We start from the raw sequence: 26,475 nt of genomic DNA, 5'->3' as shown, positions 1-26,475 counted from the left end.
CCTTGCGCATCATCAGCCTCACCCTCCAGGGTCCTTACCGAGACCCGGTCCCCCCCGCTCGCCAGCCGTACGGGGACCGGACGCGCTCGCGCACCGTCTGAACCCCCAACCCCACCTGGAGGCTCGATGAACGACGACGCCCGGCCCGCACCGGAACCGCAGAACATACCCCCGCACAGCGGCGCGGCCGACGAGTCGGCCCGGCAGGACCCCAGTCGCCGCTCGGTGCTGTGGACCACGGCGGGCGTGGCCGGCGCCGGACTCGGCCTCGGCGCACTGAGCGGGGGGACCGCGTCGGCGGCCGAGGCAGCCGCCCCGGAAGCCGTCACCGCCGCAGAGGCGGTCGCCGCCGCTCCCGCCCGGCAGGGACGCACGATGGCGGGCGTCCGCTTCGAGGGGCGCTCCACGGTCCGGGTCGGCATCGTGGGCCTCGGCAACCGGGGCGGCAGCATGGTCGACCTCTTCCTCGCCGTCCCGGGCGTCCAGGTGAAGGCGGTCTGCGACCCGGTCCGGGACAAGGCGGAGAAGGCCGCCGCGAAGGTGACGGCCGCCGGTCAGCCCGCCCCCACCGTCTACGCCAAGGGCGAGGACGACTACGAGAACCTCTGCAAGCGCGGCGACATCGACTTCGTCTATGTGGCGACGCCTTGGGAGCTGCACTTCCCGATGGCGAAGGCGGCGATGCTGAACGGGAAGCACGTCGGCGTGGAGTGCCCGATCGCCATGCGGCTGGAAGAGCTCTGGCAGCTGGTGGACCTCTCCGAGCGGACCCGGCGCCACTGCATGCAGTTGGAGAACTGCTGTTACGGCAGGAACGAGATGCGGGTGCTGCGCATGGCGCACGCGGGTCTCTTCGGCGATCTGCTGCACGGGGCGGGGGCCTACAACCACGATCTGCGCGGGCTGATGTTCGACCCCGACTACTACGAGGGCCCGTGGCGGCGGCTGTGGCACACCCGGCTGCGCGGGGACCTCTACCCCAACCACGGGTTCGGTCCGGTCGCCAACTACATGGACGTCAACCGGGGCGACCGTGCCGTGAGCATCACGAGCATCGGCACGCCTGCCCTGGGGCTCGCCGAGTACCGCGAGGAGCACGTGCCGCCCGGCGACCCCAGCTGGAAGGAGTCGTACATCGGGGCCGACCGGACGATCAGCCTCGTGCAGACGGCCAAGGGCCGGGTGATCCGGCTGGAGCACGACGTGTCGACGCCGCACCCGTACTCCCGTATCAACAGCCTCGGCGGTACGCGGGGCGTCTTCGAGGACTACCCGGAGCGGATCTACCTGGAGCCCACGAACACGAACCACCAGTGGGACGACTTCAAGAAGTACGCCGAATGGGACCACTGGCTGTGGAAGGAGCACGCGAACCCGCCGGGCGGCCACGGCGGCATGGACTACATGATGGTCTTCCGGCTGATGCAGTGCATGCGGCTCGGCCTGGTCCCCGACTTCGACGTGTACGACGCGGCGACCTGGACCGCCCCCGTACCGCTGAGCCATCTTTCCATCAAGGCCAAGGGCGCGCCGCTGCCGATCCCGGACTTCACCCGGGGCGAGTGGAAGAAGGCCCGGTCCGGCGTGGACTCCGAGAAGCCCGCGGAGTGACGTTCCCAGGGGCCCGGGCCGACCGGGCCCGGGACCCCGCAGGGCGGCGGAGCACCGGAAAACCGGTTGCCCCGGAACGGGACGAACAGGGAACCTTGCACGTCACCCCGTTCTTCGAGATCCGTCCGGATCTCCGTTTCACGAGCCCTGGGACGTCATGCAGATTCGCGACCTTCCGTATTCGGATCCCGGCGACCCCGATGTCCGTTCGGGCCCCCGGTTCCTCTACTGGCTCGGGCGCAATCAGCTCGCGGGCCAGCTGAAGGCCCTCTCCTGGGGGCTGCTGCACCAGCTGGGCATCGCCGGTCTCCCGGTCACCGTGGGTCTCGCCGTGCAGGCCGTCATCGACCGCTCCGGGGGGCGGCTCGCCCTGGCCGGCGGCCTCATCGTGGCGCTCGGCATCCTGATCGCCGTCGGCGACACCATGCTCCACCGGACCGCGGTGACCAACTGGATCACCGCCGCCGCCCGGGTCCAGCAGCTGCTCGCCCGCAAGACCGCCGAGCTGGGCTCGGCGCTGACGCGCCGGGTCGCGGCCGGTGAGGTCGTCGCCGTGTCGACCGGCGACGTGGAGAAGATCGGCTGGTTCGTCGAGGCGCTCTCCCGCTTCGCGGCGGCCGCCACCGCCCTCGTGGTGATCTGCGTGGGGCTGGCCTTCTACCTCCCGTCCCTCGGTGTGATGGTGGCGCTCGCCATGCCGGTGCTCGCCCTGGCCGTGCTGCCGTTGCTGCCGCGCGCCACGCGGCGCGCCGACGAGCAGCGCGAGAAGGCCGGGAAGGCCACCGAGCTGGCCTCGGACACGGTCGCCGGACTGCGCGTGCTGCGCGGCATCGGCGGCGAGGAGCTGTTCCTCGGCCGCTATCGCCGCGCCTCCCAGGAGGTGCGCCGGGCGGCCGTGCGCAGCGCCAGGATGTGGGCGCTGATCTCGGCGGTGCAGGTGCTGCTGCCGGGGATCCTGCTGATCTCCCTGGTCTGGTACGGGGCGACGCTGGCCCGGGACGGCCGCATCGACGTCGGCCAGCTCGTCACCGTCTACAGCGCGGCCACCCTGATGCTGTTCCCTCTCCGTCACTTCGAGGAGATCGCGATGGCCTACTCCTTCTCGCGGCCCTCCGCCCAGCGGGCGGTGCGGGTGCTGTCGCTGCGCCGCAGTGCACGTGAGGCCACCGTCGAGGGGGTGACGCCCTCCGGTGATCTGTACGACCCGGCGACCGGCCTGATGGCCCCGCAGGGGCAGTTCACCGCCGTCGTCTGCGGCGACCCGGACGAGGCGGGCCGGCTGGCCGAACGGCTCGGCGGGCACGCGGAGACCGGCGAGGGGGACTGGGACGAGGAGGCTTCGGCGAGGGTTCCTTCGGTTCTGCTCGGCGCGGTCGCCCTGGATGAGATCCCGCTGGACGCCGCACGGGCCGCGGTGCTGGTCCAGGACAAGGACCCGGTACTGCTGTCCGGCACGCTCCAGGAGCTGCTGGACGTACCGTCGTCCGGCCTGGTCACCGCGGAGGCGGCGTTGGAGGCGGCCCAGTGCGGTGACGTGCTGAGCGCCCTGGCGCAGGCCTCCCCCGACGACGACGGGGACCCGATGCGGACCCGGATCACCGAGCGCGGCCGGTCCCTGTCCGGCGGTCAGCGCCAGCGCCTCGCGCTGGCCCGGTCGCTGGTCACCGACCCGGAGGCGCTGGTGCTGGACGAGCCGACCTCGGCGGTCGACTCGCACACCGAGGCGCGGGTCGCCGCCGGCATCGCGAAGCTGCGCCGGGGGCGTACGACGGTGGCGTTCGCCTCGTCCCCGCTGCTGCTCGACGTCGCCGACCGGGTGGTCCTCGTCCACGAGGGCACCGTGGTCGCTGTGGGGAGCCACCGCGACCTGCTGCGCACCGAACCGCGCTACCGGGCGGTCGTCACCCGGGAGACCGACGACGAGGCGGCGGCGTCCGTACCGGACGCGACAGCCGGCATCGAAGCGGTCCCCGCCATGAAGAGCATCCAGGAAATCGAGGAGAGGGCGTGATCGGCGTCGCACCCCCGGCGTACGACCCCGCGGCCCCGGAGTCGGCGACGACACTGCCCGTGGGCACGCCGACGACCGTGCGGAGTTACGTACGGAGCCTCCTCCGCCGGCACCGCAGGGCGTTCGTCGTCCTGATCGCGGTCAACGCGGTGGCGGTGATCGCCTCGATCACCGGCCCCTATCTGCTGGGCGGACTGGTCGAGGACCTATCGAACGGCGTCACCGACCTGCATCTGGAGCGCACCGCCGCGATCTTCGCGGTCGCGCTGGTCGTCCAGACCCTGTTCACCCGCAGCATGCGGCTGCGCGGGGCGATGCTGGGCGAGGAGATGCTCGCGGACCTGCGTGAGGACTTCCTCGTACGGTCCGTCGGGCTGCCGCCCGGTGTTCTGGAGCGGGCCGGGACCGGCGATCTGCTGTCCCGGATCACCACGGACATCGACCGGCTGGCGAACGCGATGCGTGAGGCGGTGCCGCAGCTGGCGATCGGCATCGTGTGGGCCGGGCTGCTGCTCGGCGCGATGACGGTGACCGCTCCCCCGCTGGCGCTGGCCGTGCTGGTCGCGCTGCCGGTGCTGATCGTGGGCTGCCGCTGGTACTTCCGCCGGGCCCCCTCGGCGTACCGCTCGGAGGCCGCAGGTTACGCCGCCGTCGCCGCGATGCTCGCGGAGACCGTGGACGCCGGGCGGACCGTGGAGGCGCACCGCCTCGGCGGCCGCCGGGTGGCGCTGTCGGACCGGCGGATCACTCAGTGGACGGCCTGGGAACGGTACACGCTGTTCCTGCGCTCGGTGCTGTTCCCGGTCATCAACGCGACGTACGTGACGATCCTCGGCGCGGTCCTGCTGCTCGGCGGCTGGTTCGTGCTGGAGGGCTGGATCACGGTCGGGCAGCTGACGACGGGTGCGCTGCTGGCCCAGATGATGGTCGACCCGATCGGTCTGATCCTGCGCTGGTACGACGAGCTCCAGGTGGCCCAGGTGTCGCTGGCCCGGCTGGTCGGCGTCCGGGAGATCGAGCCGGACGCGGGCGACGCCGGGGTCGGTCCGGACGGCCGGGACGTGCGGGCGGACGAGGTCCGTTTCGGATACCGGGAAGGCGTCGACGTCCTGCACCAGGTGTCGCTCGACGTGGCCCCGGGCACCCGGCTCGCCCTGGTCGGCCCCTCCGGCGCGGGTAAGTCGACGCTGGGCCGCCTGCTGGCGGGGATCTACGCCCCGCGTACCGGTGAGGTGACGCTCGGCGGGGCGGAGCTGTCGCGGATGACGGCGGAACGGGTCCGTGAGCACGTGGCCCTGGTCAACCAGGAGCACCACGTCTTCGTCGGTTCGCTCCGGGACAACCTGCTGCTGGCCCGCGACGGGGCGACGGACGCCGAGCTGTGGGCGTCGCTGGCCGCGGTCGACGCGGACGGCTGGGCGAAGGCCCTGGAGACGGGGCTGGACACCGAGGTCGGCTCCGGCGGGTTCGCGCTGACCCCGGCGCAGGCCCAGCAGATCGCGCTGGCCCGTCTCGTGCTGGCCGATCCGCACACGCTGGTCCTGGACGAGGCGACCTCGCTGCTGGACCCGCGGGCCGCCCGCCACCTGGAGCGTTCACTCGCCCGGGTGCTGGAGGGCCGCACGGTCGTGGCGATCGCGCACCGGCTGCACACCGCGCACGACGCGGACGTGATCGCGGTCGTGGAGGACGGCCGGATCAGCGAGCTGGGCGGCCATGACGAGCTGGTGGCGGCGGACGGCGCGTACGCGTCGCTGTGGCGGTCCTGGCACGGGTGAGACACTCGGCGGACGGCCCGGGGATCGCCGGGCCGTCCGGGTGGGGCCGGGCTGGAGGAGCTGGTCGACGGGCGCGTGGTCGTCGGTGAGGATCGGGGCGTTCCCGGTCCAGGTGGCGAGGTCGCCGCCGGTGGTGATCCTCCAGCCGACGTCCCGGGCGTCCAGGGCTTCCTGGATCGCGGGGGCGTCGACCGGCCGGCGGGAGGCGACCACCACCAGGTTGCCGCCCACGGAGGACGCGGTCGTCTCCAGCCCGATGTCCGCGGGCTTCCCGAGGAGGGCGACGTGCTCGAAGGTCTCGGCGAGGGTGGCGACCTCGGCGCGGGCGAAGGCCAGCTTCCCGTGGTCGATGAGGTTGGCGACGTACAGGCCGTCCTCGTCGAGCGCCCGGCGTACGTCGCCCAGCGCCTGTGACGTCGTCAGGTGCCACGGCACGCTGACGCCCCCGAAGGCGTCGCCGACGACCAGGTCGTGGCTGCCCGCCGCCAGCTGCCGCAGGCCCAGCCGGCCGTCCTCCACCCGCACGTCGACACCGGTCGCGGCCGACGGTCCCAGGCCGAACCGTTCGCGGTCGATGCGGACGACTCCGCCGTCGATCTCGGAGACGACGCTGCGGGTCCCGGGGCGTGCGTCCGCGAGGTAGCGGGGGAAGGTGAGGCCGCCGCCCCCGATGTGGTGGGCGGTCAGCGGTGCGCCCTCGGGGAAGGCGGTGTCGACCACGGAGGCGATGGCGCGGACGTACGCGAACTTCAGATGCGCCGGGTCCTCGACGTCGACGTAGGAGTGGCTCAGGCCGTCCAGGACGAGCGTGCGGCCGCTTGCGCGGTCGGGGTCCGCGACGACCTGGGCGCAGTGGTAGCGGGTCTCCGCGTCGCAGCCGCCGGGGGCGAACGCGGTGGCGAGGGAGGCTGCCACGACGGTGGCGAGCGCCACGGCCGAGGCGCGCCGCCAACGCCGGGCCCGCCATCCGACCAGCGCGGCGCCGATCACCAGCAGCGTTCCGAGGCCGATCAGGATGGAGCTGACGGGCAGCCGCGAGACCAGGACGAATCCGGTGAGGACGGTGCCGACGATGGCGCCGAAGGTGCCCACGCCCGACAGCCGCCCGACGACCGTCCCGGTCTCGGCGAGGCTGGTGAGCCGCAGCTTCGTCACGAACGGGGTCACCGCGGAGAGCAGTGCGCCGGGCACCAGGAGCGTCGCCGACGCGACCAGCAGGAGCAGCGCCGGAGACCACTCGGCGGTGGTACGCAGCAGCAGCGGGGTGAGCGCGACGACCACGCCCGACACCCCGAGCGCCGGGCCGATGAGCCGGTGCGGATCGACCTGGTCCGCGATGCGCCCGCCCAGCCAGGAGCCCAGCGCGATGGCGGTGAGGGCGACGCCGATCACCATCGTGCTGGTTTCCAGGGTGAGGCCGAGGTACGGGGCCAGCAGCCGCAGGGCGACGATCTCGACCACCAGGACCGCGGCCGAAGACCCGAACACGAGGACCGCAGCGGCGCGGGGGCCCAGGCCCCGGTCGCGGGGCGGGTCGTCGCCCTTGGGGGAGTCGTCGGCCACGGGCGAGGAGGGCGATGGGGTCACCGCAGCATCCTCGCACGGGGCGGCGGCCGAACTCCCGTTGCTCCATGGGGCGGAGAGGGCGGGAACCGGGCGCATCCCGGTGACGAGCGCCTTCGGAAAGTCGCGGTGCGTCCTCGCCCCGCCGCTGTGAGCCGGGCCCCCCTTTCACCGCTGTCAGGAGGCGGATGCCGGGGCGTCCGGTGAGGATGAGAGGTGAAACCCGGCATACGGGGCAGGCGAGCGCAGAACACGCAAGCCCGAGAAGGGACGCAGACCGTGGCACCACCCAGGATTCTCGTCGTCGGCGCCGGCTTCGCAGGCGTCGAGTGCGTACGCCGCCTGGAGCGCAGGCTCGCTCCGGGAGAGGCCCTGATCACGCTCGTCACACCGTTCTCCTACCAGCTGTATCTGCCGCTGCTCCCCCAGGTGGCCTCGGGTGTGCTCACGCCTCAGTCCGTCGCGGTGTCGCTGCGCCGCAGCCGCCGCCACCGGACCAGGATCGTGCCGGGCGGGGCGATCGGCGTGGACACCCAGGCGAAGGTCTGTGTGATCCGGAAGATCACCGACGAGATCGTGAACGAGCCGTACGACTACATCGTGCTGGCGGCGGGCAGCGTCACCCGGACCTTCGACATCCCCGGGCTGCTGGACCACGCCCGGGGGATGAAGACGCTGGCCGAGGCCGCGTACGTCCGCGACCACGTCATCGCCCAGCTGGATCTGGCGGACGCCAGTCACGACGAGGCGGAGCGGGCCTCCCGGCTCCGGTTCGTGGTGGTCGGCGGCGGATACGCGGGCACCGAGACGGCCGCCTGTCTCCAGCGCCTGACCACCAACGCGGTCCGGCACTATCCGCGGCTGGACCCGAGGCTGATCAAGTGGCATCTGATCGACATCGCGCCCAGGCTGATGCCGGAGCTGGGTGACAAGCTGGGACAGGCCGCTCTGGAGGTGCTCCGCAAGCGGGACATCGAGGTGTCGCTCGGGGTCTCCATCGCCGAGGCAGGGGCGGAGGAGGTCACGTTCACCGACGGCCGGGTGCTGCCCTGCCGGACCCTGATCTGGACCGCCGGAGTGGCCGCCAGCCCCCTGATCGCCACCCTCGGCGCGGAGACGGTACGCGGCCGGCTCGCCGTGACCCCGCAGCTGAAACTGCCGGGCTCGGACGGGGTGTTCTCGCTCGGCGACGCGGCCGCGGTGCCCGACCTGGCGAAGGGCGACGGGGCGGTCTGCCCGCCCACCGCGCAGCACGCGATGCGTCAGGGCCGTGTGCTGGCCGACAACCTGATCGCCTCGCTGCGGCACCAGCCGCTCAAGGACTACGTGCACAAGGATCTGGGGCTCGTCGTGGACCTCGGCGGCAAGGACGCCGTGTCCAAGCCGCTGGGCATCGAGCTGCACGGGCTGCCCGCGCAGGCGGTGGCGCGCGGCTACCATTGGTCGGCGCTGCGGACGAACGTCGCCAAGACCCGGGTCATGACGAACTGGATGCTGAACGCGGTCGCCGGTGACGACTTCGTACGGACCGGGTTCCAGTCCCGCAAGCCGGCGACGCTGCGGGACTTCGAGTACACGGACGTCTATCTGACGCCCGAGCAGATCAAGAAGCACACGGCGACGACGGTCATCAAGCACTGAGCGGCCGGGTGACGCCCGAGCGCGCCCCGGGTCCGCGGGGCGCGCTCACGCCTGCCGGGACAGGACCGTCTCCACGGTGTCCGCCTCCCGCGCGGTCTTGTCCTCCCGGTAGCGCAGGACGCGGGCGAACCGGAGGGTCACGCCCGCGGGGTAGCGGGTGGAACGCTGGAGTCCGTCGTAGGCGATCTCCACGACGAGTTCCGGGCGTACGGTGACGACATGGCCGTCGTCGTCGGTGGCCAGCTTCCCCAGCCGCTCGGTCTGCCACTCCAGCAGGGCGTCCGTGAGCCCTTTGAAGGTCTTGCCGAGCATCGCGAACGTGCCGTCGGACCTGCGGGCGCCCAGGTGCAGGTTGGAGAGCTTGCCGGTGCGCCGGCCGCTCCCCCGCTCGACGGCCAGGACCACCAGGTCCAGGGTGTGCACCGGTTTCACCTTCAGCCAGGACGCGCCCCGGCGTCCCGCGCTGTAGGCGGCGGCCAGGTCCTTGACGACGACACCCTCGTGGCCGCGCTCCAGGGTGTCGGCGAGGAACGCCTCGGCCGCCGCGCGGGCCCGCGGGTCGTCCGGGTCGGCGACGAGCGTACGGCGGACCCGCAGGTGCTCGGGGAGGAGCCGGGCCAGGGCCGCGTGGCGGTCGGTGAAGGGCAGGTCGAGCAGGTCCTCGTCGTCGACCGACAGCGCGTCGAAGAAGACCGGGACGACCGGCACGTGCGCCGCGGCTCCGGCCACGTCCCGCCGGGAGCCCACCCGGGACGCGGTCTCCTGGAAGGGCCGGGGTCTGCCGTCCTCGCCCAGGGCGATCACCTCGCCGTCGAGGACGAAGCGGCCCGCCGGGAGCGCGGCCACGGCGGCGGTGAGCTCGGGCAGCCGGTCGGTGATGTCGTCGAGGGCGCGGGTGTAGGCGCGGATCCGGTCGCCGTCCCGGTGGACCTGCACCCGGATCCCGTCGAGCTTCTCCTCCACGGCGCACGGTCCCAGCTTGTCCAGGGCCTCACCGACCGAGGCGGCCGTGTGCGCGAGCATCGGCTGGACGGGCCGCCCGACGGTGAGACGGAAGGCGGCGAGCGCTCCGGGTCCGTCCGCGAGGAGGACCCCGGCGACGTCCTGGAGTGATCCGGCGAGCATCACGGCGCGCCTGACGTCGGCGGGCGGTGCTTCGGCCGCGCGGGCCAGGGCGTCGGCGGCGACGGCGTCCAGGGCCCCCTGGCGTACCTCGCCGGTGAGCAGGGCCCGCAGGAAGCGCTGCTCACCGGCGGTGGCGGCGGCGAACAGGGCGCGCAGGCGCTCGCGGCGCAGCGCCTGGGATCCTGGGCCGGAGGTGGCGGCGAGGGCGGTCAGCTCGGCGTCGACGCCGGTGACGGTGAGCGTGGGCTCGGCGGCGGGTTCCACGGGGTCGCCCAGGCTCCGCCGGCCGACGCCGATCCGGCCCTGGGGCAGCCGCCCGGCGAGGTACGGGATGACGACGGGCACGTTCTCGGGCCCGGCGTCCCGGAAGAGGCCGGCGAGGAGCGCCACCTTCCGGGACCGGGCGGAGGTGGCGGCGACCTCCAGCGACACCTGGGCGAGCTCGGCGAGCAGCATGCTGCCATGGTGCTACGGGGCGGAGCCCGGCGCCCGCCCATAGGTACGGACGGTCGCGCCCGGGTCCGTCATATGTAGTTGAGGGCGGCGGCCCCGCCCACTCCCCCGAGGAGCATGAAGGCGGGCATCAGCACCTTCATCTCCACCCAGCTGCCGGCCCGGAAGCGCATGGCCTTCGGCGGGCCGATCGGATACCAGCGCTTGCGGCCGATCGGGATGGGCCACAGGATCGGGCAGCCCGAGACGGTCAGCGCGTCGCCGATGTCGTGGACCAGGGCGCCGAGCACGATGGGCAGGCCGAGCCACAGGTACTCCTGGCCGGGGGCGTCGAAGAGCCAGCCGGCCCCGTTGCCCGGCTGGTCCAGGACGCCGGCGAGGATCCAGGCGCTCGTGGCGCCGAGCAGCCAGACCAGGACGTCGCTGGAGACCCGGGCGGCCCGCCACAGCAGGCCCTCGACCGCGAGCACCAGGTGGACGAAGAGGATGCCGAGGACGGCCCAGCGTCCGCCGAAGACCGCCGCGGCGGAACAGCCGCCGCCGATGAGGACGGCCCAGAGCCAGGTGTGGGTCAGCGTCCGGTGGCCACCGGTGCGGCGGGGGTCGCCGGCGCTCCTGGTGGCCTTGTAGACGGCGAAGGAGAGTTTGTCGACGATCTCGCAGAGGGTTTTGGAGACGGGGCCGAAGGCGCGCGAGATGGTCGCGGACTTGTGGTCGAGGTCGGGGGCGAGCGCGGCTCCCGCGCAGATCAGCGCCCCGACGACGAGGACGGGCCAGGGCATCGTGTGACCCGCGGCGGTGGCCGCCGCACCCACCCCCAGCCAGGCCGCCGCCCCTGACAGAGAGTGTGCCGGTCCCATCATGGTCTTTTCCCGCCCCAGTGCTTCGTGCGCCCATCACCGGTGCGGCGCGGGCAGGTTGAGACCGCAGCGTATCGTCCGTGATCTTCGTGCCGTCCGCCGGTTCCCTCATCCGGGCGGAAGACAGGCAAGATGGGGGGCGTGACCCTCATCGACCAGCTGCCCAAGACACCCGACCCGGACGCCCTCTTCGAGGCCTTCTCGTCATGGACCGAGACCCAGGGCATCACCCTTTATCCGGCTCAGGAGGAGGCGCTGATCGAGGTGGTCTCCGGGGCGAACGTGATCCTTTCCACCCCGACCGGCTCCGGAAAGAGCCTGGTGGCGGCGGCCGCGCACTTCACGGCGCTGGCGCAGGACAAGGTCACCTTCTACACGGCGCCGATCAAGGCTCTGGTGTCGGAGAAGTTCTTCGACCTGTGCAAGCTCTTCGGCACCGAGAACGTCGGCATGCTCACCGGCGACGCCTCGGTCAACGCGGACGCCCCGGTCATCTGCTGTACGGCCGAGGTGCTGGCCTCCATCGCGCTGCGCGACGGCAAGTACGCCGACATCGGCCAGGTCGTGATGGACGAGTTCCACTTCTACGCCGAGCCGGACCGGGGCTGGGCCTGGCAGATCCCGCTGCTGGAGCTGCCGCAGGCCCAGTTCGTGCTGATGTCGGCGACGCTCGGCGACGTCGCGATGTTCGAGAAGGACCTGACCCGGCGCACCGGCCGCCCCACCTCCGTGGTGCGCTCGGCGACCCGCCCGGTGCCGCTGAGCTACGAGTACCGCTTCACACCGATCACCGAGACGCTGACCGAGCTGCTGGACACCCGGCAGTCGCCGGTCTACATCGTGCACTTCACGCAGGCGGCGGCCGTCGAGCGGGCGCAGTCGCTGATGAGCATCAACATGTGCACGAAGGAGGAGAAGGAGAAGATCGCCGATCTGATCGGCAGCTTCCGCTTCACCACCAAGTTCGGCCAGAACCTCTCACGTTACGTGCGCCACGGCATCGGCGTGCACCACGCGGGCATGCTGCCCAAGTACCGCCGGCTGGTGGAGAAGCTGGCCCAGGCCGGTCTGCTGAAGGTGATCTGCGGGACGGACACGCTCGGGGTGGGCGTCAACGTGCCCATCCGCACGGTGCTGTTCACGGCGCTCACCAAGTACGACGGCACCCGGGTGCGAACCCTGCGCGCGCGGGAGTTCCACCAGATCGCGGGCCGGGCCGGGCGGGCCGGGTTCGACACGGCGGGCTTCGTCGTGGCGCAGGCCCCCGAGCACGTCATCGAGAACGAGAAGGCCGTCAAGAAGGCGGGCGACGACCCCAAGAAGAAGCGCAAGGTCGTCCGCAAGAAGGCGCCCGAGGGCTTCGTCGCCTGGTCGGAGACCACGTTCGACAAGCTGATCCAGTCCGAGCCGGAGCCGCTGAGCTCCCGCTTCCGGGTGACGCACACGATGCTGCTCGCGGTCATCGCCCGCCCGGGCAACGCCTTCGAGGCGATGCGGCATCTGCTGGAGGACAACCACGAGCCGCGCCGCGCGCAGCTGCGGCACATCCGGCGGGCCATCGCCATCTACCGCTCGCTGCTGGACGGCGGGGTGGTGGAGCAGTTGGAGACGCCGGACGCCGAGGGCCGGATCGTGCGTCTGACGGTCGACCTCCAGCAGGACTTCGCACTGAACCAGCCGCTCTCCACGTTCGCGCTGGCCGCGTTCGACCTGCTGGACGTCGAATCCCCTTCGTACGCGCTGGACATGGTCTCGGTCGTCGAGTCGACGCTGGACGATCCCCGGCAGATCCTGGCCGCCCAGCAGAACAAGGCGCGCGGCGAGGCCGTGGGCCAGATGAAGGCGGACGGGGTCGAGTACGAGGAGCGGATGGAGCGGCTCCAGGACGTCACGTACCCCAAGCCGCTGAGCGAGCTGCTGTGGCACGCCTACGACGTGTACCGCACGAGCCACCCGTGGGTGAACGACCACCCGGTGTCGCCGAAGTCGGTGATCCGGGACATGTTCGAACGGGCCATGACCTTCACGGAGTTCACCTCGCACTACGAGCTGGCCCGGACCGAGGGCATCGTGCTGCGGTATCTGGCGAGCGCGTACAAGGCGCTGGAGCACACGATCCCGGACGACGTGAAGTCGGAGGACCTCCAGGACCTGATCTCCTGGCTCGGCGAGATGGTGCGTCAGGTGGACTCCAGTCTGCTGGACGAGTGGGAGCAGCTGGCCAACCCCGAGGTGGAGACCGCCGAGCAGGCCCAGGAGCGGGCCGACGAGGTCAAGCCGGTCACGGCCAACCCCCGCGCCTTCCGGGTGCTCGTGCGCAACGCGATGTTCCGCCGGGTGGAGCTGGCCGCGCTGGACCGGGTCCGGGACCTGGGCGAGCTGGACGGCGACGCCGGGTGGGACGAGGACGCCTGGGGCGAGGCGATGGACGCGTACTGGGACGCGCACGAGGAGATCGGCACCGGTCCGGACGCGCGCGGTCCGAAGCTGCTGAAGATCGAGGAGGACCCGGCGCACGGGCTGTGGCGGGTCTGGCAGGCGTTCGCCGACCCGGCGGGCGACCACGACTGGGGTATCAAGGCCGAGGTGGACCTCGCCGCGTCCGACGAGGAGGGCCGGGCGATCGTCCGGGTCACCGAGGTCGGCCAGCTGTGAGCGGACCCTTCGACGCGGAAGACGAAGCTGCGGAAGAAGTGGAGAGCGACGGGATGACGAACCCGGCCGAGCGTCTGGTCGACCTGCTCGACCTGGAGCGGATCGAGGTCAACATCTTCCGGGGCCGCAGCCCGGAGGAGTCCCTGCAACGGGTCTTCGGCGGGCAGGTCGCCGGCCAGGCGCTGGTGGCCGCGGGCCGCACGACCGACGGGGAGCGGCCGGTGCACTCGCTGCACGCCTACTTCCTGCGGCCGGGGCGTCCCGGGGTGCCGATCGTCTATCAGGTGGAGCGGGTGCGGGACGGCCGTTCCTTCACCACCCGCCGGGTGACAGCCGTTCAGGAGGGCCGGACGATCTTCAATCTGACGGCGTCCTTCCACCGTCCCGAGGAGGCGGGCTTCGAGCACCAGTTGCCGCCGGCCCGGATCGTCCCGGACCCGGAGGAGCTGCCGACGGTCGCCGAGGAGGTGCGCGAGCACCTGGGCGCGCTGCCGGAGGCGCTGGAGCGGATGGCCCGGCGGCAGCCCTTCGACATCCGTTACGTCGACCGGCTGCGCTGGACGCACGACGAGGTCACGGACGCCGATCCACGGAGCGCGGTGTGGATGCGGGCGGTGGGCCCGCTGGGCGACGACCCGCTGGTGCACACCTGCGCGCTGACGTACGCGAGCGACATGACGCTGCTGGACGCGGTGCGTATCCCGGTGGAGCCGCTGTGGGGCCCGCGTGGCTTCGACATGGCGTCCCTGGACCACGCGATGTGGTTCCACCGGCCGTTCCGGGCGGACGAGTGGTTCCTGTACGACCAGGAGTCGCCGATCGCCACGGGCGGCCGGGGCCTGGCGCGGGGCCGGATCTACGACCGGTCGGGGCACCTGCTGGTGTCGGTGGTGCAGGAGGGGCTGTTCCGGCGGCTGGCAGGCGGCTAGGGCGTGACAGGCGACGTTCGCCCCGTCGCGACGCCCGGAGGGCGGGCGGCGGGACTTTCGAAACACGCCCTGGTGCCGTGACAGGCGACGCTCACCCCGTCGCGACGCCCGGTACGCACGCTCGCCGCACCGGCCGGAACCCCGAGTACGTCCGCTACGAGGGCTTCCGGCCGGCACACCGGGAGCACGCACCGGACGCCACTCCTTGACGGGCAGACGTCGCCTGCCACGGCACCAGAGCGCGCTTCACGTGCCGGGCAGCGGGTCCTGTTCCACCTCGTGGCGGCGGGTGCGGATGTCCGGCGGCGCGGGGTGCAGCTTGGCGTCGCAGGACGGGCCGAGGCCGGCCCGGCGCGATTCGGTCCCGGTGAGGGGCCGGCCGCAGAGGCGGCAGCGGACGAGGCGGCGGCCTTGCGGCTGCTCGCCGTCGGCCGCCGGGTCCCGGGCGAGGGCTCCGTCGGCCCCGGGCAGCGGTTCGGGAAAGGCATCGGGAGTATCCACCCTTCGATCCTCCCAGCTCGGCTCCGTGGCGGCCCTCGGGGCGTTTGGTCCCAGGTGCCGCGGTGCCGCTCCCGGTCGAGCGCCTCGTCCGGGGTCCGGGCCGCCAGGATGAGCGAGAGATGGGTGAACGCCTGGGGGCAGTCGTCCAGTTCTTCGCCACTGGGGCCGGACTCCTCGGCGAGCAGGCCCCGTGCGACGAGCTCGATCACCGGGCGCTGGTGGACGCGGCCTCGGGCCGGCTGCCGGCGCACGGCTCGGCGGGGCGCGCGGCCGGCGGCGCGAACGTCCTCCGGGGCCGGGCGGCTGACCTTACGCACCGGAGGGCGTGTCCCGGCGGCGGAGACGCGCCCGGTCCGCCGGTGCGTGGTATCCCGACGTGAACCCGTGGGGACACCTCCCCGTCCCGGGGTCGTCACGCCGAGGAGTCGAGATCATGCCGGCCGTCCCTCCGGGCACACCCGTCACCGCCTCCGAGGACCCGTACGCGCCGGTCCGCACGCGGAGGTACGCGGGGCTGCTGGTGATGGCGGCGCTGCTCGGGGTGCCCATCTCGGCGGTCGCGTTCGGCTTCCTGGCCCTGGTCTCGGAGCTCCAGTCACTGACGTACACAGAGCTGCCGAGGGCGATGGGCTTCGAGGAGACACCGTCGTGGTGGCCCGTCCCGCTGCTCGGCGCCGCCGGTCTTCTGGTCGGACTCACCGTTCGCCGGCTGCCGGGCGGGGGCGGGCACCGGCCGGCGGAGGGGCTGCTGTCCACCGGAGCCCCGGCCCCGGCGGACCTGCCCGGCATCGTTCTCGCGGCGCTGCTCTCCCTGGGCGTGGGTGCCGTGCTCGGGCCGGAGGCGCCCCTGATCGCGCTGGGCGGCGGGCTGGCCGTCTGGGCGGCGGGCCGCGTCAAGCGGAACCTGGCGCCGGACGGGCGGGCCCTGGTCGGGGCCTCGGGGAGCTTCGCCGCGGTGAGCGCCCTGCTGGGATCACCGCTGCTGGGCGCGTTCCTGCTGATGGAGGTGTCGGGGCTGGCCGGGCCGATGCTGGGCGTGGTCCTGGTGCCCGGGCTGCTCTCCGCGGGGATCGGCGCGCTGATCTTCACGGGGCTGGGTTCCTGGACGGGCCTGGGCACCTACTCCCTGACGTTGGGCGAGGTTCCGCCGGTGGCGGCTCCCGGCATCGCCGGGTTCGGGTGGGCGCTGGTTCTCGGTGTCGCGGCGGCCTTCGCCGGCGCGGGCATCCGCCGGCTGTCGCTGGCTCTGCAGGAACGCGTGGAGCGGCGGACGGTGGTGGCCACGGCGGCGATGGGGCTGGTCGTCGGCGGGCTCGCGCTGGTGTACGCCGAGACGTCGGGCAGGGACGCGTCCGAGGTGCTGTACTCGGGCGAACACGAGCTGGGCCATCTGCTGTCCGGGAGCGCGGAGTACTCGGTCGGCGCGCTGGTGCTCCTCATCGTCTGCAAGGCGCTCGCCTACTGCGCCTCGTTGAGCTGTTTCCGGGGCGGCCCCGTCTTCCCCGCGATGTTCGTGGGCGCGGTGGCCGGCATCGCGCTGTCCCATCTGCCGGGGCTGCATCTCACCGCGGGGTTCGCGATGGGGATCGGGGCCATGTGCGTGGCGGTGCTGCGGCTGCCGCTGACCTCGGTGCTCCTGGCGACGCTCCTGCTGGGCGAGGAGGGGCTCACCGTGATGCCCCTGGTGATCGTGGCGGTGGTGGTGGCGTACGTGGTCACCCTCCGGCTGACGCTCGCGCCGGTGGACAGGGCGGGGCCGAAGGAGGTGTGATCGTTCCCGTGGGTTTCCTCCCGGCTCCTGCTCCTGTTTCGTGAAAGGACCCTCCCCATGACCGAGATCGTCCACGTGTCCGCCCCCGAGCTGGTCACCTACGCCGACGACCTGGCCGGCCTCCTGGTCGAGACCGTCGACGAGGGGTCATCGGTGGGTTTCCTGGCCCCGCTGGACCGGGAGGCGGCCGCCATCTGGTGGCGGGAGCGGGCCGCCGCCGTGGAGGCGGGGACCATCGGGATCTGGATCGCGCGGGAGGGCGGACAGGTCTCCGGGACGATCGCCCTGGTCCGCGCTCCGCTGCCGAACGCCCGGCACCGCGCGGAGGTCGCCAAGCTGATGGTCCGTCCCTCCGCCCGCGGCCAGGGGCTCGGCGGGGCGCTGCTGGCCGCCGTCGAGGCGTACGCGGCGACCGAGGGCATCACGCTGCTGATCCTGGACACCGAGAGCGGCAGTCTGGCGGAGCAGGTCTACTGCGGGGCGGGGTGGACGAAGGTCGGGAGTGTGCCGGGATACGCGGCGGATCCCGCGGGCATCCTCAAGCCGACGACCTTCTATTACAAAGAGCTCGCCGCTCCGTGAGCGGCGAACGGCACAATGTGCACCACCACGCAATGATTCAGGGAGAGTTTCATGACGCTGCACGACATTCCGCTGCGCACCCTCGCGGGCGCGCCGACCACGCTGGGCGCGTACAGCGGCCGGGCCGTCCTGCTGGTGAACGTGGCCTCCAAGTGCGGGCTCACCCCGCAGTACGAGGGCCTGGAGCGGCTGCAGCAGAACTACGGCGACCGGGGCCTGACGGTGCTCGGCGTCCCGTGCGACCAGTTCGCCGGGCAGGAGCCGGGCAGCGCGGAGGAGATCCAGACCTTCTGCTCGACGACGTACGGGATCACCTTCCCGCTGCTGGAGAAGACCGACGTCAACGGCGCGGACCGGCACCCGCTGTACGTGGAGCTGACGAAGCTGGCGGACGCGGACGGGGAGGCCGGGGACGTCCAGTGGAACTTCGAGAAGTTCCTCATCTCGCCGGCCGGTGAGCCGGTGGCCCGGATCCGGCCGCGTTCCGAGCCCGAGGCCACGGAGGTCGTGGCGGCGATCGAGGCGCAGCTGCCGGCCTGAGTACGCGGAAGGGGGGCGGTCCGGGACAGGTGTCCCGGGCCGCCCCCCTTCCGGTCTCCTGCGGCAGCTGGTGCCGTGGCAGGCAGCGTCTGCCCGTCAAGGAGTGGCGTCCGGTGCGTGCTCCCGGTGTGCCGGCCGGAATCCCTCGCAGCGGACGTACTCGGGGTTTCGTCCGGTGCGGCGAGCGTGCGTGCCGGGCGTCGCGACGGGGTGAACGTCGCCTAACACGCCCTAGCGGATCGGCATGCCCGAGAGCGTGCGGGCGATCACCAGGCGCTGGATCTCGCTGGTGCCCTCGAAGATGGTGTAGATGGCCGCGTCGCGGTGCATGCGCTCGACCGGGTACTCGCGGGTGAAGCCGTTGCCGCCGAGGATCTGGATGGCCTGTGCGGTGACGTCCCGGGCTGTCTCACTCGCGTACAGCTTCGACATGGACCCCTCGGCCGAGGTGAACGGCTTGCCGGTGGTGGCCATCCAGGAGGCGCGCCAGACCAGCAGCCGGGCCGCGTCGATCCGGGTGCGCATGTCGGCGAGCTGGAAGGCGATGCCCTGGTTGTCGATGATCGGGCGGCCGAACTGGCTGCGCGTCTTCGCGTAGTCGAGGGCGACCTCGTAGGCGGCGCGGGCGGTGCCCACGGCCATCGCGCCGACGGCCGGGCGGGATGCCTCGAAGGTGGCCATCGCCGCGTTCTTGACCCGCTCACCGCCGGACTTGGCGCGCTCGCGGGCGCGGGCGAGGCGCTCGTCGAGCTTCTCCTTTCCGCCGAGCAGGCAGTGTCCGGGGACGCGGACGTCCTCCAGGACCACCTCGGCGGTGTGGGAGGCGCGGATGCCGTGCTTCTTGAACTTCTGGCCCTGGGAGAGGCCGGGCGTGTTCGGCGGCACGATGAAGGATGCGTGGCCCTTGGAGCCGATGTCGGGGTCGACGACGGCGACGACCACGTGGACGTTGGCTATGCCGCCGTTGGTCGCCCAGGTCTTGGTGCCGTTGAGGACCCACTCGTCCTTGGCCTCGTCGTAGACGGCACGGGTGCGCATCGAGGCGACGTCGGATCCGGCGTCGGGCTCGGAGGAGCAGAAGGCGGCGACCTTCACGTCGTCGGCGTCGCCGTACATCTGCGGGATCCAGGTGCCGATCTGCTCCTCGGTGCCGTTGGCGAGGACGCCGACGGCCGCCAGACCCGTACCGACGATCGACAGGCCGATGCCCGCGTCGCCCCAGAAGAGCTCTTCCATGGCCATGGGGATGCCGAGCCCCGTAGGGTCGAAGAACTGCTGGGCGTAGAAGTCGAGCGAGTAGATGCCGACCTTGGCCGCTTCCTGGATGACGGGCCAGGGCGTTTCCTCACGCTCGTCCCACTCGGCGGCGGCGGGGCGGATGACATCCGCCGCGAAGCCGTGGAGCCACTCCCTGACCTGCTTCTGGTCGTCGTTGAGATCGAGCGTGAACTCGGCCATGTTCCCCTCCAGGCACTGCGGCGGAAAAGCGTACGTTACTTGCGGTAACCCCAGTCTGTTACTGACAAGTAGCCACTGTCAACCGCTCCGGAGCCGATCAAGCGTCCTCCCTGGGGAGTGTTACGTTGCGCGGGCGTGCAGAAGCGATGCGACGGCATCGCGTAGCCAGGGGTGGGAGAGACGACATGGAGACCGCACGAAGCGCCGAACGACAGCGGACCGCGGCCGAGCGCCGTCGCCGCGAGTTGCTGGAAGCGGCGGACCGAGTGGTGCTCAGGGACGGACCGCAGGCCTCGATGAACGCCATCGCCGCCGAGGCCGGGATCACCAAGCCCATCCTCTACCGCCACTTCGGGGACAAGGGCGGCCTCTACCGCGCCCTCGCCAAGCGCCACACCGACGCGCTGCTCAGCGCCCTGCGGGCCGCCCTGGACGCGCCCGCCGACCGGCGTGAGCGGGTGGAGTCCACGCTCGACACCTATCTCGCCGCGATCGAGGCCCGCCCCCAGGTCTACCGCTTCCTGATGCACCCCTCCGACGCCGCCGGAGCCGACACCGCCCCCTCCCCCGAGCAGGGCTTCGACGTCGGCCGGCACTCCGCCCCGCTGCTGCGCCGCCTCGGCGAGGAGCTGGGCCAGGTGATCGTCGAGCGCGTGGACCTCGGCCCGGACAGCGAGCAGATGGCGCGCATCTGGGGCCACGGGATCGTCGGCATGATGCACGCGGCGGGCGACTGGTGGCTCGCCGACCGGCCCTGCTCCCGCGAGCGGCTGGTGAGCGGCCTCGCCGATCTGCTGTGGGGCAGGCTCGCGGAGGCCGGCGACCTCCAGGGCGGCCCGGGCTTCTGACCGCTCCGGATGCCGGGCCCGGGCTTCTGACCGCTCCGGGAGCCGGCCCAAGGCTCTGAAAGCCGGGGCGCGACGGGCTCAGCCCTTGCGGGCCCAGGGTGCGCGGCGCGCCGCGCGCAGTGCCCGGGTGCGCCGCAGCCCGGTCAGCCGGTCGGTGTAGACCATGCCCTCCAGGTGGTCGCACTCGTGCTGGAGGCACCGGGCGAACCACCCCGTCCCGGCGATCCGGACCGGCTCGCCGGTCATCGTCAGGCCCTCGACGACCGCGTGGTCGAAGCGTTCCGTGCCCGCTTCCAGACCGGGAAGTGACAGGCAGCCCTCCGGTCCGCGTACGGTGAGTCCGTCCGCCTCGACCAGTTCAGGATTGACCACGTGTCCCAGATGGCGGACATCGTCGTCGTCCGGGCAGTCGTAGACGAACACCTTGAGCGGGACACCGATCTGGTTGGCGGCGAGCCCGACACCCTGTGCGGCGTACATCGTGGCGAACATGTCCTCGACCAGCCTCGCGAGCGACGGGCCGAAGTCCGTGACGTCCTCGCAGGCACGGTGGAGCAACGGGTCGCCGAGCAGACTCATCTCACGGACGAGTCCGGAACTGCCGGGGATCGGGCGGTTTCGCATGGCGGCAAGCGTACGTTCCGCCGGGGTCGGGGAGTTCCCGTGGTGCCGCGGTGCGGTCGCCACGCCGGACATCGATAGGCTGGGCGCGGACCGATGCAAGGAGGATCTAGGACGATGGCAGGCAACACGGAGCCGTTGTCGCCGCGGGCCAAACTGGCCGTGACGGCGGGCAAGGCCGCGGCGGCGGTGTCACGCGCCGCGGGGCGGGGCAGCGGATCGGTGATCGGCGGCCGGGTGGCGCTCAAGCTCGACCCCGACCTGCTGGGGCGGCTGGCGCAGCACCTGGACGTGATCCTCGTGTCGGCGACGAACGGCAAGACGACCACCACACGGTTGATCGCCGAGGCACTGCGGGCCGCCGGGCCCGTCGTGTCGAACGCCCTCGGCGCGAACATGCCCGCGGGCATCACCTCGGCGCTGGCCGGCGGCTCGGACGCGAAGTTCGGCGTGATCGAGGTCGACGAGAAGTATCTGGCGGGGGTGGCCCGGGACACCACGCCCAAGGCCATCGCGCTGCTCAACCTCTCCCGCGACCAGCTGGACCGCGCTGCGGAGACCCGGATGATGGCCGAGCACTGGCGCGAGGGCCTCTCCGGCTCGAAGGCCGTGATCATCGCCAACGCCGACGACCCGCTGGTCGTCTGGGCGGCCTCCTCCTCGGCCAACGTGGTGTGGGTGGCGGCCGGTCAGGCGTGGAAGGACGACGCCTGGTCCTGCCCGTCCTGCGGCGGTGTGATGCAGCGTCCGGGCGACGACTGGTTCTGCGGGCAGTGCGGCTTCCGCCGCCCCGCCCCGAGCTGGGCGCTGAACGGCGACTACGTCCTGGACCCGCACGGATCGGCCTGGCCGATCCACCTCCAGCTGCCGGGCCGCGCGAACAAGGCGAACGCCACCAGCTCGGCGGCCGTGGCCGCCGTCTTCGGGGTGCCGCCGCAGGTCGCCCTGGAGCGGATGTACCAGGTGCAGGCGGTGGCCGGACGCTACGACGTCGTCACCTTCCACAACCGTGAGCTGCGCCTGCTGCTGGCGAAGAACCCGGCCGGCTGGCTGGAGACGTTCTCGCTGATCGACCCGCCGCCGACGCCGGTGATCCTCTCGGTGAACGCCCGCGGTGCGGACGGCACGGACACCTCCTGGCTGTGGGACGTCGACTACACCCAGCTGGCGGGCCACCCGATCTTCGTGCTCGGCGACCGGAAGCTGGACCTCGCGGTCCGCCTCGAAGTTGCCGGTCTCGACTTCCGGGTCTGCGAGACGCTCGACGAGGCCGTGCAGTACGCCCCGCCCGGCCGCATCGAGGTCATCGCCAACTACACCGCCTTCCAGGATCTGCGCCGTCGTGTCGGCAACTGACCCCGGCCCCGGCCACCTCCGGAGAGGACGAAGCATGAGCAACAACGGTCTGCGTCTGGTCTGGGTCTACCCCGACCTGCTCAGCACCTACGGCGACCAGGGCAACGCCCTGGTCGTGGAGCGGCGGGCCCGGCAGCGCGGTCTGGACGTGCAGCGCGTCGACGTGCGCAGCGACCAGCCTGTGCCGACGTCCGGCGACATCTATCTGATCGGCGGCGGTGAGGACCGGCCGCAGCGCCTCGCGGCCGAGCGGCTGCGCCGCGACGGCGGGCTGAGCCGGGCCGCGTCCAACGGCGCGATCATCTTCTCGGTCTGCGCGGGCTACCAGATCCTCGGGCACGAGTTCGTCAACGACCTGGGCGAGCGCGAGCAGGGTCTCGGTCTGCTCGACGTGGTCTCCACCCGGGGCGAGGGAGCGCGGTGCGTCGGCGACGTACTGGCGGACATCGACCCGCAGCTCGCGCTGCCGCAGCTGACCGGGTTCGAGAACCACCAGGGCGTCACCCATCTCGGCCCGACGGCACGGCCGTTCGCGCGGGTGCAGTTCGGCCGGGGCAACGGCACCGGGGACGGCACGGAGGGCGCGTACAACGACACGGTCTTCGGGACGTACATGCACGGTCCGGTGATGGCCCGCAATCCTCAGATCGCCGATCTGCTGCTCAAGCTGGCCCTCGACGTGAACGCGCTGCCGCCCACCGACGACCGCTGGTACGACGCGCTGCGCTCCGAGCGGATCGCCTCGGCGACACAGCCCGCCTGAGGCGTTTTCCGCTCGCTTGAGCAGCGTCCGCCTGAGGCGTTTTCCGCTCGGTTGAGCGGAGTCCAGCAGGCGGACGGCCGGTTCGGTCCCGCCACCCTGCGCCGGTAGGGTGGCGGGGATCCAACCGGACGACGTGGTCCGGTCGTCGACCCACGTTGCAAAGGTTTTCGGGCCATGCGCATTGGCGTACTCACCTCCGGCGGCGACTGCCCCGGCCTCAACGCCGTCATCCGTTCCGTCGTGCACCGCGCGGTGGTGGACCACGGCGACGAGGTCATCGGCTTCCACGACGGCTGGAAGGGCCTGCTGGAGGGCGACTACCGCAAGCTCGACCTCGACGCGGTAGGCGGCATCCTGGCCCGCGGCGGCACGATCCTCGGTTCCTCCCGCGTCCAGCCCGCGCATCTGCGCGACGGTGTGGAGCGCGCCCGCGGCCATGTCGCGGACCTCGGCCTGGACGCCATCATCCCGATCGGTGGCGAGGGCACCCTCAAGGCCGCGAACCTCCTCTCCGAGGCCGGTCTCCCGATCGTCGGCGTCCCCAAGACCATCGACAACGACATCGCCTCCACCGACGTCACCTTCGGCTTCGACACCGCCGTCGGCGTCGCCACCGAGGCGCTGGACCGGCTGAAGACGACCGCCGAGTCGCACCAGCGGGTGCTGATCGTCGAGGTCATGGGCCGGCACACCGGCTGGATCGCCCTGCACTCCGGGATGGCCGCCGGCGCCCACGCGATCGTGGTGCCCGAGCGTCCCTTCGACATCGACGAGCTGACCGAGCTGGTCGGCAAGCGTTTCTCGGCGGGCAAGAAGTTCGCCATCGTGGTGGTCGCCGAGGGCGCCAAGCCGCGCGCAGGCTCCATGCAGTTCGAGCAGGGCGTCAAGGACATCTACGGCCACGAGCGGTTCGCCGGGGTGGCCACCCAGCTCTCCGGGGAGCTGGAGCAGCGGCTCGGCAAGGAGGCCCGTCCGGTCATCCTCGGCCACGTCCAGCGCGGCGGCACGCCGACCGCGTACGACCGCGTCCTGGCGACCCGGTTCGGCTGGCACGCGGTGGAGGCGGCGCACCGGGGCGAGTTCGGGATGCTGACGGCACTGCGCGGCACCGACATCGTGATGGTGCCGCTGGGGGAAGCGGTCGAGACACTGAAGACGGTCCCGGCCGAGCGGTACGCCGAGGCGGAGTGCGTGCTCTAGGAAACGTGTCGTCCAGAACTGCCCCCGGCCGCAACCGCGGCCGGGGGCAGTTCTAGTCTGGACCGGACAACCGGCACGAAACGGGGACGTGTCCCCATCGGGAGTGAAACAGATGGATCACAGCGGGCACGGCATGAACATGGATCTGCCGCCGTTCACGCTGGAGCGTGGGCTGGAGCTGTCGGTCGACCCGTTCTTCCTGACCGGCTGCGTCCTGGCGCTCGCCCTGTACGGGTACGGCGTGGTGCGGCTGCGTCGGCGCGGGGACGGCTGGCCGGTGAACCGGATCGTGTTCTTCACCCTGGGCGTGCTGAGCATCGCGCTGGTGATGTGCACCAAGCTCAACGACTACGGCATGGTCATGTTCAGCGTGCACATGGTGCAGCACATGGTGATCAGCATGCTGTCGCCGATCCTGCTGCTGCTGGGCGCGCCGGTGACGCTGGCGCTGCGTGCGCTGCCCCCGGCCGGCCGGGGGCGGACCGGGCCGCGCGAACTGCTGCTGAAGCTGCTGCACAGCCGGTACATGAAGATCATCACACATCCGGTGTTCACGATCCCGCTCTTCATCGCGAGCCTGTACGCGCTGTACTTCACGCCGATCTTCGACTTCCTGATGGGCTCCAAGCCGGGTCACATCGGGATGATGGTGCACTTCCTCGCGGTCGGCCTGGTCTTCTTCTGGCCGATCATGGGCGTGGACCCGGGTCCGCACCGGCCCGGCTATCTGATGCGGATGCTGGAGCTGTTCGCCGGGATGCCGTTCCACGCGTTCTTCGGGATCGCCCTGATGATGGGGTCGACGCCGATGGTGAAGACGTACCAGAACCCGCCCGCCTCGCTCGGCATCGACGCCCTGAGCGACCAGAACTGGGCGGGCGGCATCGCGTGGGCGTTCAGCGAGATCCCCTCCGTGCTGGTGCTGATCGCGCTGGTCTTCCAGTGGTACCGCTCCGAGCAGCGCACCGCCCGGCGCTCGGACCGCGCGGCGGACCGCGACGGGGACAAGGAGCTGGCGGCGTACAACGCCTATCTCGCGTCTTTGCAGGCGCGCGGACGGTAGCGCGGAGGGCGCATCCGGGGTGACCATGGGGACAACGGCCGCGCGGCCGACGAGGAGCGTGCGCGCATGTCCGGATCGACGAAGACCATGGGATACACGACCGTCGGGGCACTGGTCGCGGTGACGGCGTACACGGTGGCGCTGGGTAGCAGCGGCTGGCTCTGGTTCGGCTGGGTGGTGCTGGGCCTGTGCACCCTCGGCATGCTGGCCACGCAGGACACCTGACCGCCGCGGCGGAGCGACCACGAGGACAGCTGACCACCGCGGCGGGTGACCACGTCTGACGGGCCAGGAGACGGGTACGAGTCGGTGGACCGGTTCGCTACGGTCGCACGGTGGTGCCGGGGGCCTACGCTGTAGGCCCCCGGCACCACCGTGACCCAGTACAGCCCTGAGCCGACCCGGCAGCGAGCGAGGTGCACCCACAAGGTGTTCTACTACGTCCTGAAGTACGTCGTGCTCGGGCCCCTGCTTCGGCTGCTGTTCCGTCCCCGTATCGAGGGCCTGGAGAACATTCCGGAGGGCGGCGCGGCGATCGTCGCCGGCAACCACCTCTCCTTCTCCGACCACTTCCTGATGCCGGCCATCATCAAGCGCCGGATCACCTTCCTGGCGAAGGCCGAGTACTTCACGGGCCCGGGGATCAAAGGCCGGCTGACCGCGGCCTTCTTCCACAGCGCGGGGCAGATCCCGGTGGACCGGTCCGGCAAGGACGCCGGGCAGGCGGCCATCCGCGAGGGGCTCGGTGTGCTGGGCAAGGGCGAGCTGCTGGGGATCTACCCGGAGGGCACCCGCTCGCACGACGGCCGGCTCTACAAGGGCAAGGTCGGGGTCGCGGTGATGGCGATCACCGCGCAGGTCCCGGTGGTCCCCTGTGCCATGGTCGGCACGTTCGAGATCCAGCCGCCCGGCCAGGTCGTGCCGAGGATCAAGCGGGTCGCGATCCGCTTCGGCGAACCGCTGGACTTCTCCCGCTACGCGGGCATGGAGAACCAGAAGGCCGCGATCCGGGCCGTGACGGACGAGATCATGTACGCGATCCTCGGACTCTCCGGCCAGGAGTACGTGGACGAGTACGCGGCCAAGGTGAAGGCGGCCGGGCAGGAGGCCGCGCCGCCGAGGAAGTTCCCGAAGCTGCGACGCTGA

The 26,475-nt window shown here is 71.9% G+C and carries 22 protein-coding genes and 1 pseudogene; 17 read left to right on the top strand and 6 right to left on the bottom strand.

The window, feature by feature from the left end:
• Positions 1–126 precede the first annotated feature (126 nt).
• The 3 genes from IG90_RS0112870 (at position 127) to IG90_RS0112860 (ending at position 5,400) form a co-directional block, all read left to right on the top strand.
• The gene (locus tag IG90_RS0112870) at positions 127–1,611 is read left to right on the top strand and encodes a Gfo/Idh/MocA family protein (RefSeq protein WP_030582292.1); all 1,485 of its coding nucleotides are present in this window, start codon (positions 127–129) and stop codon (positions 1,609–1,611) included.
• 157 nt (positions 1,612–1,768) lie between these two features.
• Positions 1,769–3,622, top strand: a complete 1,854-nt coding sequence (locus IG90_RS0112865) for an ABC transporter transmembrane domain-containing protein (RefSeq protein ID WP_030582289.1) — start codon at positions 1,769–1,771, stop codon at positions 3,620–3,622.
• A complete protein-coding gene (locus IG90_RS0112860) occupies positions 3,619–5,400 on the top strand; it encodes an ABC transporter ATP-binding protein (protein ID WP_030582286.1) in 1,782 nt (593 codons plus the stop codon). The genes IG90_RS0112865 and IG90_RS0112860 overlap by 4 nt, the downstream gene beginning before the upstream one ends.
• Before the next feature lie 27 nt (positions 5,401–5,427).
• On the opposite strand, the pseudogene IG90_RS41845 reads toward IG90_RS0112860, so the two are convergent.
• Positions 5,428–6,987 (bottom strand): annotated as a pseudogene (locus IG90_RS41845) (fused MFS/spermidine synthase); the annotation flags it as partial.
• 255 nt (positions 6,988–7,242) lie between these two features.
• On the opposite strand from IG90_RS41845, the gene IG90_RS0112850 reads away from it, so the two are divergent.
• Positions 7,243–8,604 (top strand): NAD(P)/FAD-dependent oxidoreductase, encoded by a 1,362-nt coding sequence (locus tag IG90_RS0112850; protein WP_030582280.1) that lies wholly within the window; start codon positions 7,243–7,245, stop codon positions 8,602–8,604.
• 45 nt (positions 8,605–8,649) lie between these two features.
• Here the strand turns inward: IG90_RS0112850 and IG90_RS0112845 are convergent, their stop codons facing one another.
• Together IG90_RS0112845 and IG90_RS0112840 are read right to left on the bottom strand one after the other, a co-directional pair.
• Positions 8,650–10,185 (bottom strand): ATP-dependent DNA ligase, encoded by a 1,536-nt coding sequence (locus IG90_RS0112845; RefSeq protein ID WP_030582278.1) that lies wholly within the window; start codon positions 10,183–10,185, stop codon positions 8,650–8,652.
• A 68-nt stretch (positions 10,186–10,253) separates the two neighbouring features.
• Complete coding sequence (locus tag IG90_RS0112840; RefSeq protein WP_030582275.1) at positions 10,254–11,045, bottom strand: metal-dependent hydrolase; 792 nt, start codon at positions 11,043–11,045, stop codon at positions 10,254–10,256.
• A gap of 138 nt (positions 11,046–11,183) precedes the next feature.
• Between IG90_RS0112840 and IG90_RS0112835 the strand changes: the two genes are divergently transcribed.
• On the top strand, positions 11,184–13,697 hold the full coding sequence (locus tag IG90_RS0112835; RefSeq protein ID WP_030582272.1) for a DEAD/DEAH box helicase: 2,514 nt from the start codon (positions 11,184–11,186) through the stop codon (positions 13,695–13,697).
• 53 nt (positions 13,698–13,750) lie between these two features.
• Entirely contained in the window at positions 13,751–14,626 is an 876-nt protein-coding gene (locus tag IG90_RS0112830) for an acyl-CoA thioesterase (protein ID WP_030582269.1), read from the top strand.
• Between the two features lie 246 nt (positions 14,627–14,872).
• On the opposite strand, the gene IG90_RS0112825 is transcribed toward IG90_RS0112830, so the two are convergent.
• The gene (locus IG90_RS0112825; protein ID WP_030582266.1) at positions 14,873–15,127 is read right to left on the bottom strand and encodes a DUF6011 domain-containing protein; all 255 of its coding nucleotides are present in this window, start codon (positions 15,125–15,127) and stop codon (positions 14,873–14,875) included.
• Positions 15,128–15,246: 119 nt separating this feature from the next.
• On the opposite strand from IG90_RS0112825, the gene IG90_RS0112820 reads away from it, so the two are divergent.
• From IG90_RS0112820 to IG90_RS0112805, 4 genes are read left to right on the top strand one after another with little or no spacing between them, the layout of a single operon-like run.
• A complete protein-coding gene (locus tag IG90_RS0112820; RefSeq protein ID WP_157846313.1) occupies positions 15,247–15,507 on the top strand; it encodes a hypothetical protein in 261 nt (86 codons plus the stop codon).
• A gap of 53 nt (positions 15,508–15,560) precedes the next feature.
• Positions 15,561–16,898 carry a chloride channel protein gene (locus IG90_RS0112815; protein ID WP_030582261.1) on the top strand — a complete coding sequence of 446 codons (1,338 nt, stop codon included), beginning with the start codon at positions 15,561–15,563 and terminating at the stop codon, positions 16,896–16,898.
• A 57-nt stretch (positions 16,899–16,955) separates the two neighbouring features.
• Positions 16,956–17,480 carry a GNAT family N-acetyltransferase gene (locus IG90_RS0112810; protein ID WP_030582259.1) on the top strand — a complete coding sequence of 175 codons (525 nt, stop codon included), beginning with the start codon at positions 16,956–16,958 and terminating at the stop codon, positions 17,478–17,480.
• A 51-nt stretch (positions 17,481–17,531) separates the two neighbouring features.
• Positions 17,532–18,020, top strand: a complete 489-nt coding sequence (locus IG90_RS0112805; RefSeq protein ID WP_030582256.1) for a glutathione peroxidase — start codon at positions 17,532–17,534, stop codon at positions 18,018–18,020.
• Positions 18,021–18,251: 231 nt separating this feature from the next.
• On the opposite strand, the gene IG90_RS0112800 is transcribed toward IG90_RS0112805, so the two are convergent.
• Positions 18,252–19,478 carry an acyl-CoA dehydrogenase family protein gene (locus tag IG90_RS0112800; RefSeq protein ID WP_030582253.1) on the bottom strand — a complete coding sequence of 409 codons (1,227 nt, stop codon included), beginning with the start codon at positions 19,476–19,478 and terminating at the stop codon, positions 18,252–18,254.
• A gap of 185 nt (positions 19,479–19,663) precedes the next feature.
• Between IG90_RS0112800 and IG90_RS0112795 the strand changes: the two genes are divergently transcribed.
• Positions 19,664–20,326 carry a TetR/AcrR family transcriptional regulator gene (locus IG90_RS0112795; RefSeq protein WP_030582248.1) on the top strand — a complete coding sequence of 221 codons (663 nt, stop codon included), beginning with the start codon at positions 19,664–19,666 and terminating at the stop codon, positions 20,324–20,326.
• A 78-nt stretch (positions 20,327–20,404) separates the two neighbouring features.
• On the opposite strand, the gene def is transcribed toward IG90_RS0112795, so the two are convergent.
• Positions 20,405–20,950, bottom strand: a complete 546-nt coding sequence (gene def, locus IG90_RS0112790; protein ID WP_030582245.1) for a peptide deformylase — start codon at positions 20,948–20,950, stop codon at positions 20,405–20,407.
• A gap of 114 nt (positions 20,951–21,064) precedes the next feature.
• On the opposite strand from def, the gene IG90_RS0112785 reads away from it, so the two are divergent.
• The 6 genes from IG90_RS0112785 (at position 21,065) to IG90_RS0112760 (ending at position 26,475) form a co-directional block, all read left to right on the top strand.
• Positions 21,065–22,303 (top strand): MurT ligase domain-containing protein, encoded by a 1,239-nt coding sequence (locus IG90_RS0112785; RefSeq protein ID WP_030582242.1) that lies wholly within the window; start codon positions 21,065–21,067, stop codon positions 22,301–22,303.
• 34 nt (positions 22,304–22,337) lie between these two features.
• Entirely contained in the window at positions 22,338–23,066 is a 729-nt protein-coding gene (locus tag IG90_RS0112780) for a type 1 glutamine amidotransferase (RefSeq protein ID WP_030582240.1), read from the top strand.
• 174 nt (positions 23,067–23,240) lie between these two features.
• On the top strand, positions 23,241–24,266 hold the full coding sequence (locus IG90_RS0112775; protein WP_030582237.1) for a 6-phosphofructokinase: 1,026 nt from the start codon (positions 23,241–23,243) through the stop codon (positions 24,264–24,266).
• A gap of 112 nt (positions 24,267–24,378) precedes the next feature.
• On the top strand, positions 24,379–25,329 hold the full coding sequence (locus IG90_RS0112770) for a cytochrome c oxidase assembly protein (protein WP_030582234.1): 951 nt from the start codon (positions 24,379–24,381) through the stop codon (positions 25,327–25,329).
• 66 nt (positions 25,330–25,395) lie between these two features.
• Positions 25,396–25,554 carry a hypothetical protein gene (locus IG90_RS44785; protein WP_033894103.1) on the top strand — a complete coding sequence of 53 codons (159 nt, stop codon included), beginning with the start codon at positions 25,396–25,398 and terminating at the stop codon, positions 25,552–25,554.
• A gap of 204 nt (positions 25,555–25,758) precedes the next feature.
• Positions 25,759–26,475 carry a lysophospholipid acyltransferase family protein gene (locus IG90_RS0112760; RefSeq protein WP_030582232.1) on the top strand — a complete coding sequence of 239 codons (717 nt, stop codon included), beginning with the start codon at positions 25,759–25,761 and terminating at the stop codon, positions 26,473–26,475.

It is taken from the genome of Streptomyces anulatus, from assembly GCF_000721175.1.
Taxonomy (GTDB): Bacteria; Actinomycetota; Actinomycetes; order Streptomycetales; family Streptomycetaceae; genus Streptomyces; species Streptomyces anulatus_C.
Note: the sequence above shows the minus strand (reverse complement) of the source record. Positions and strands in the feature narration are given on the sequence as shown.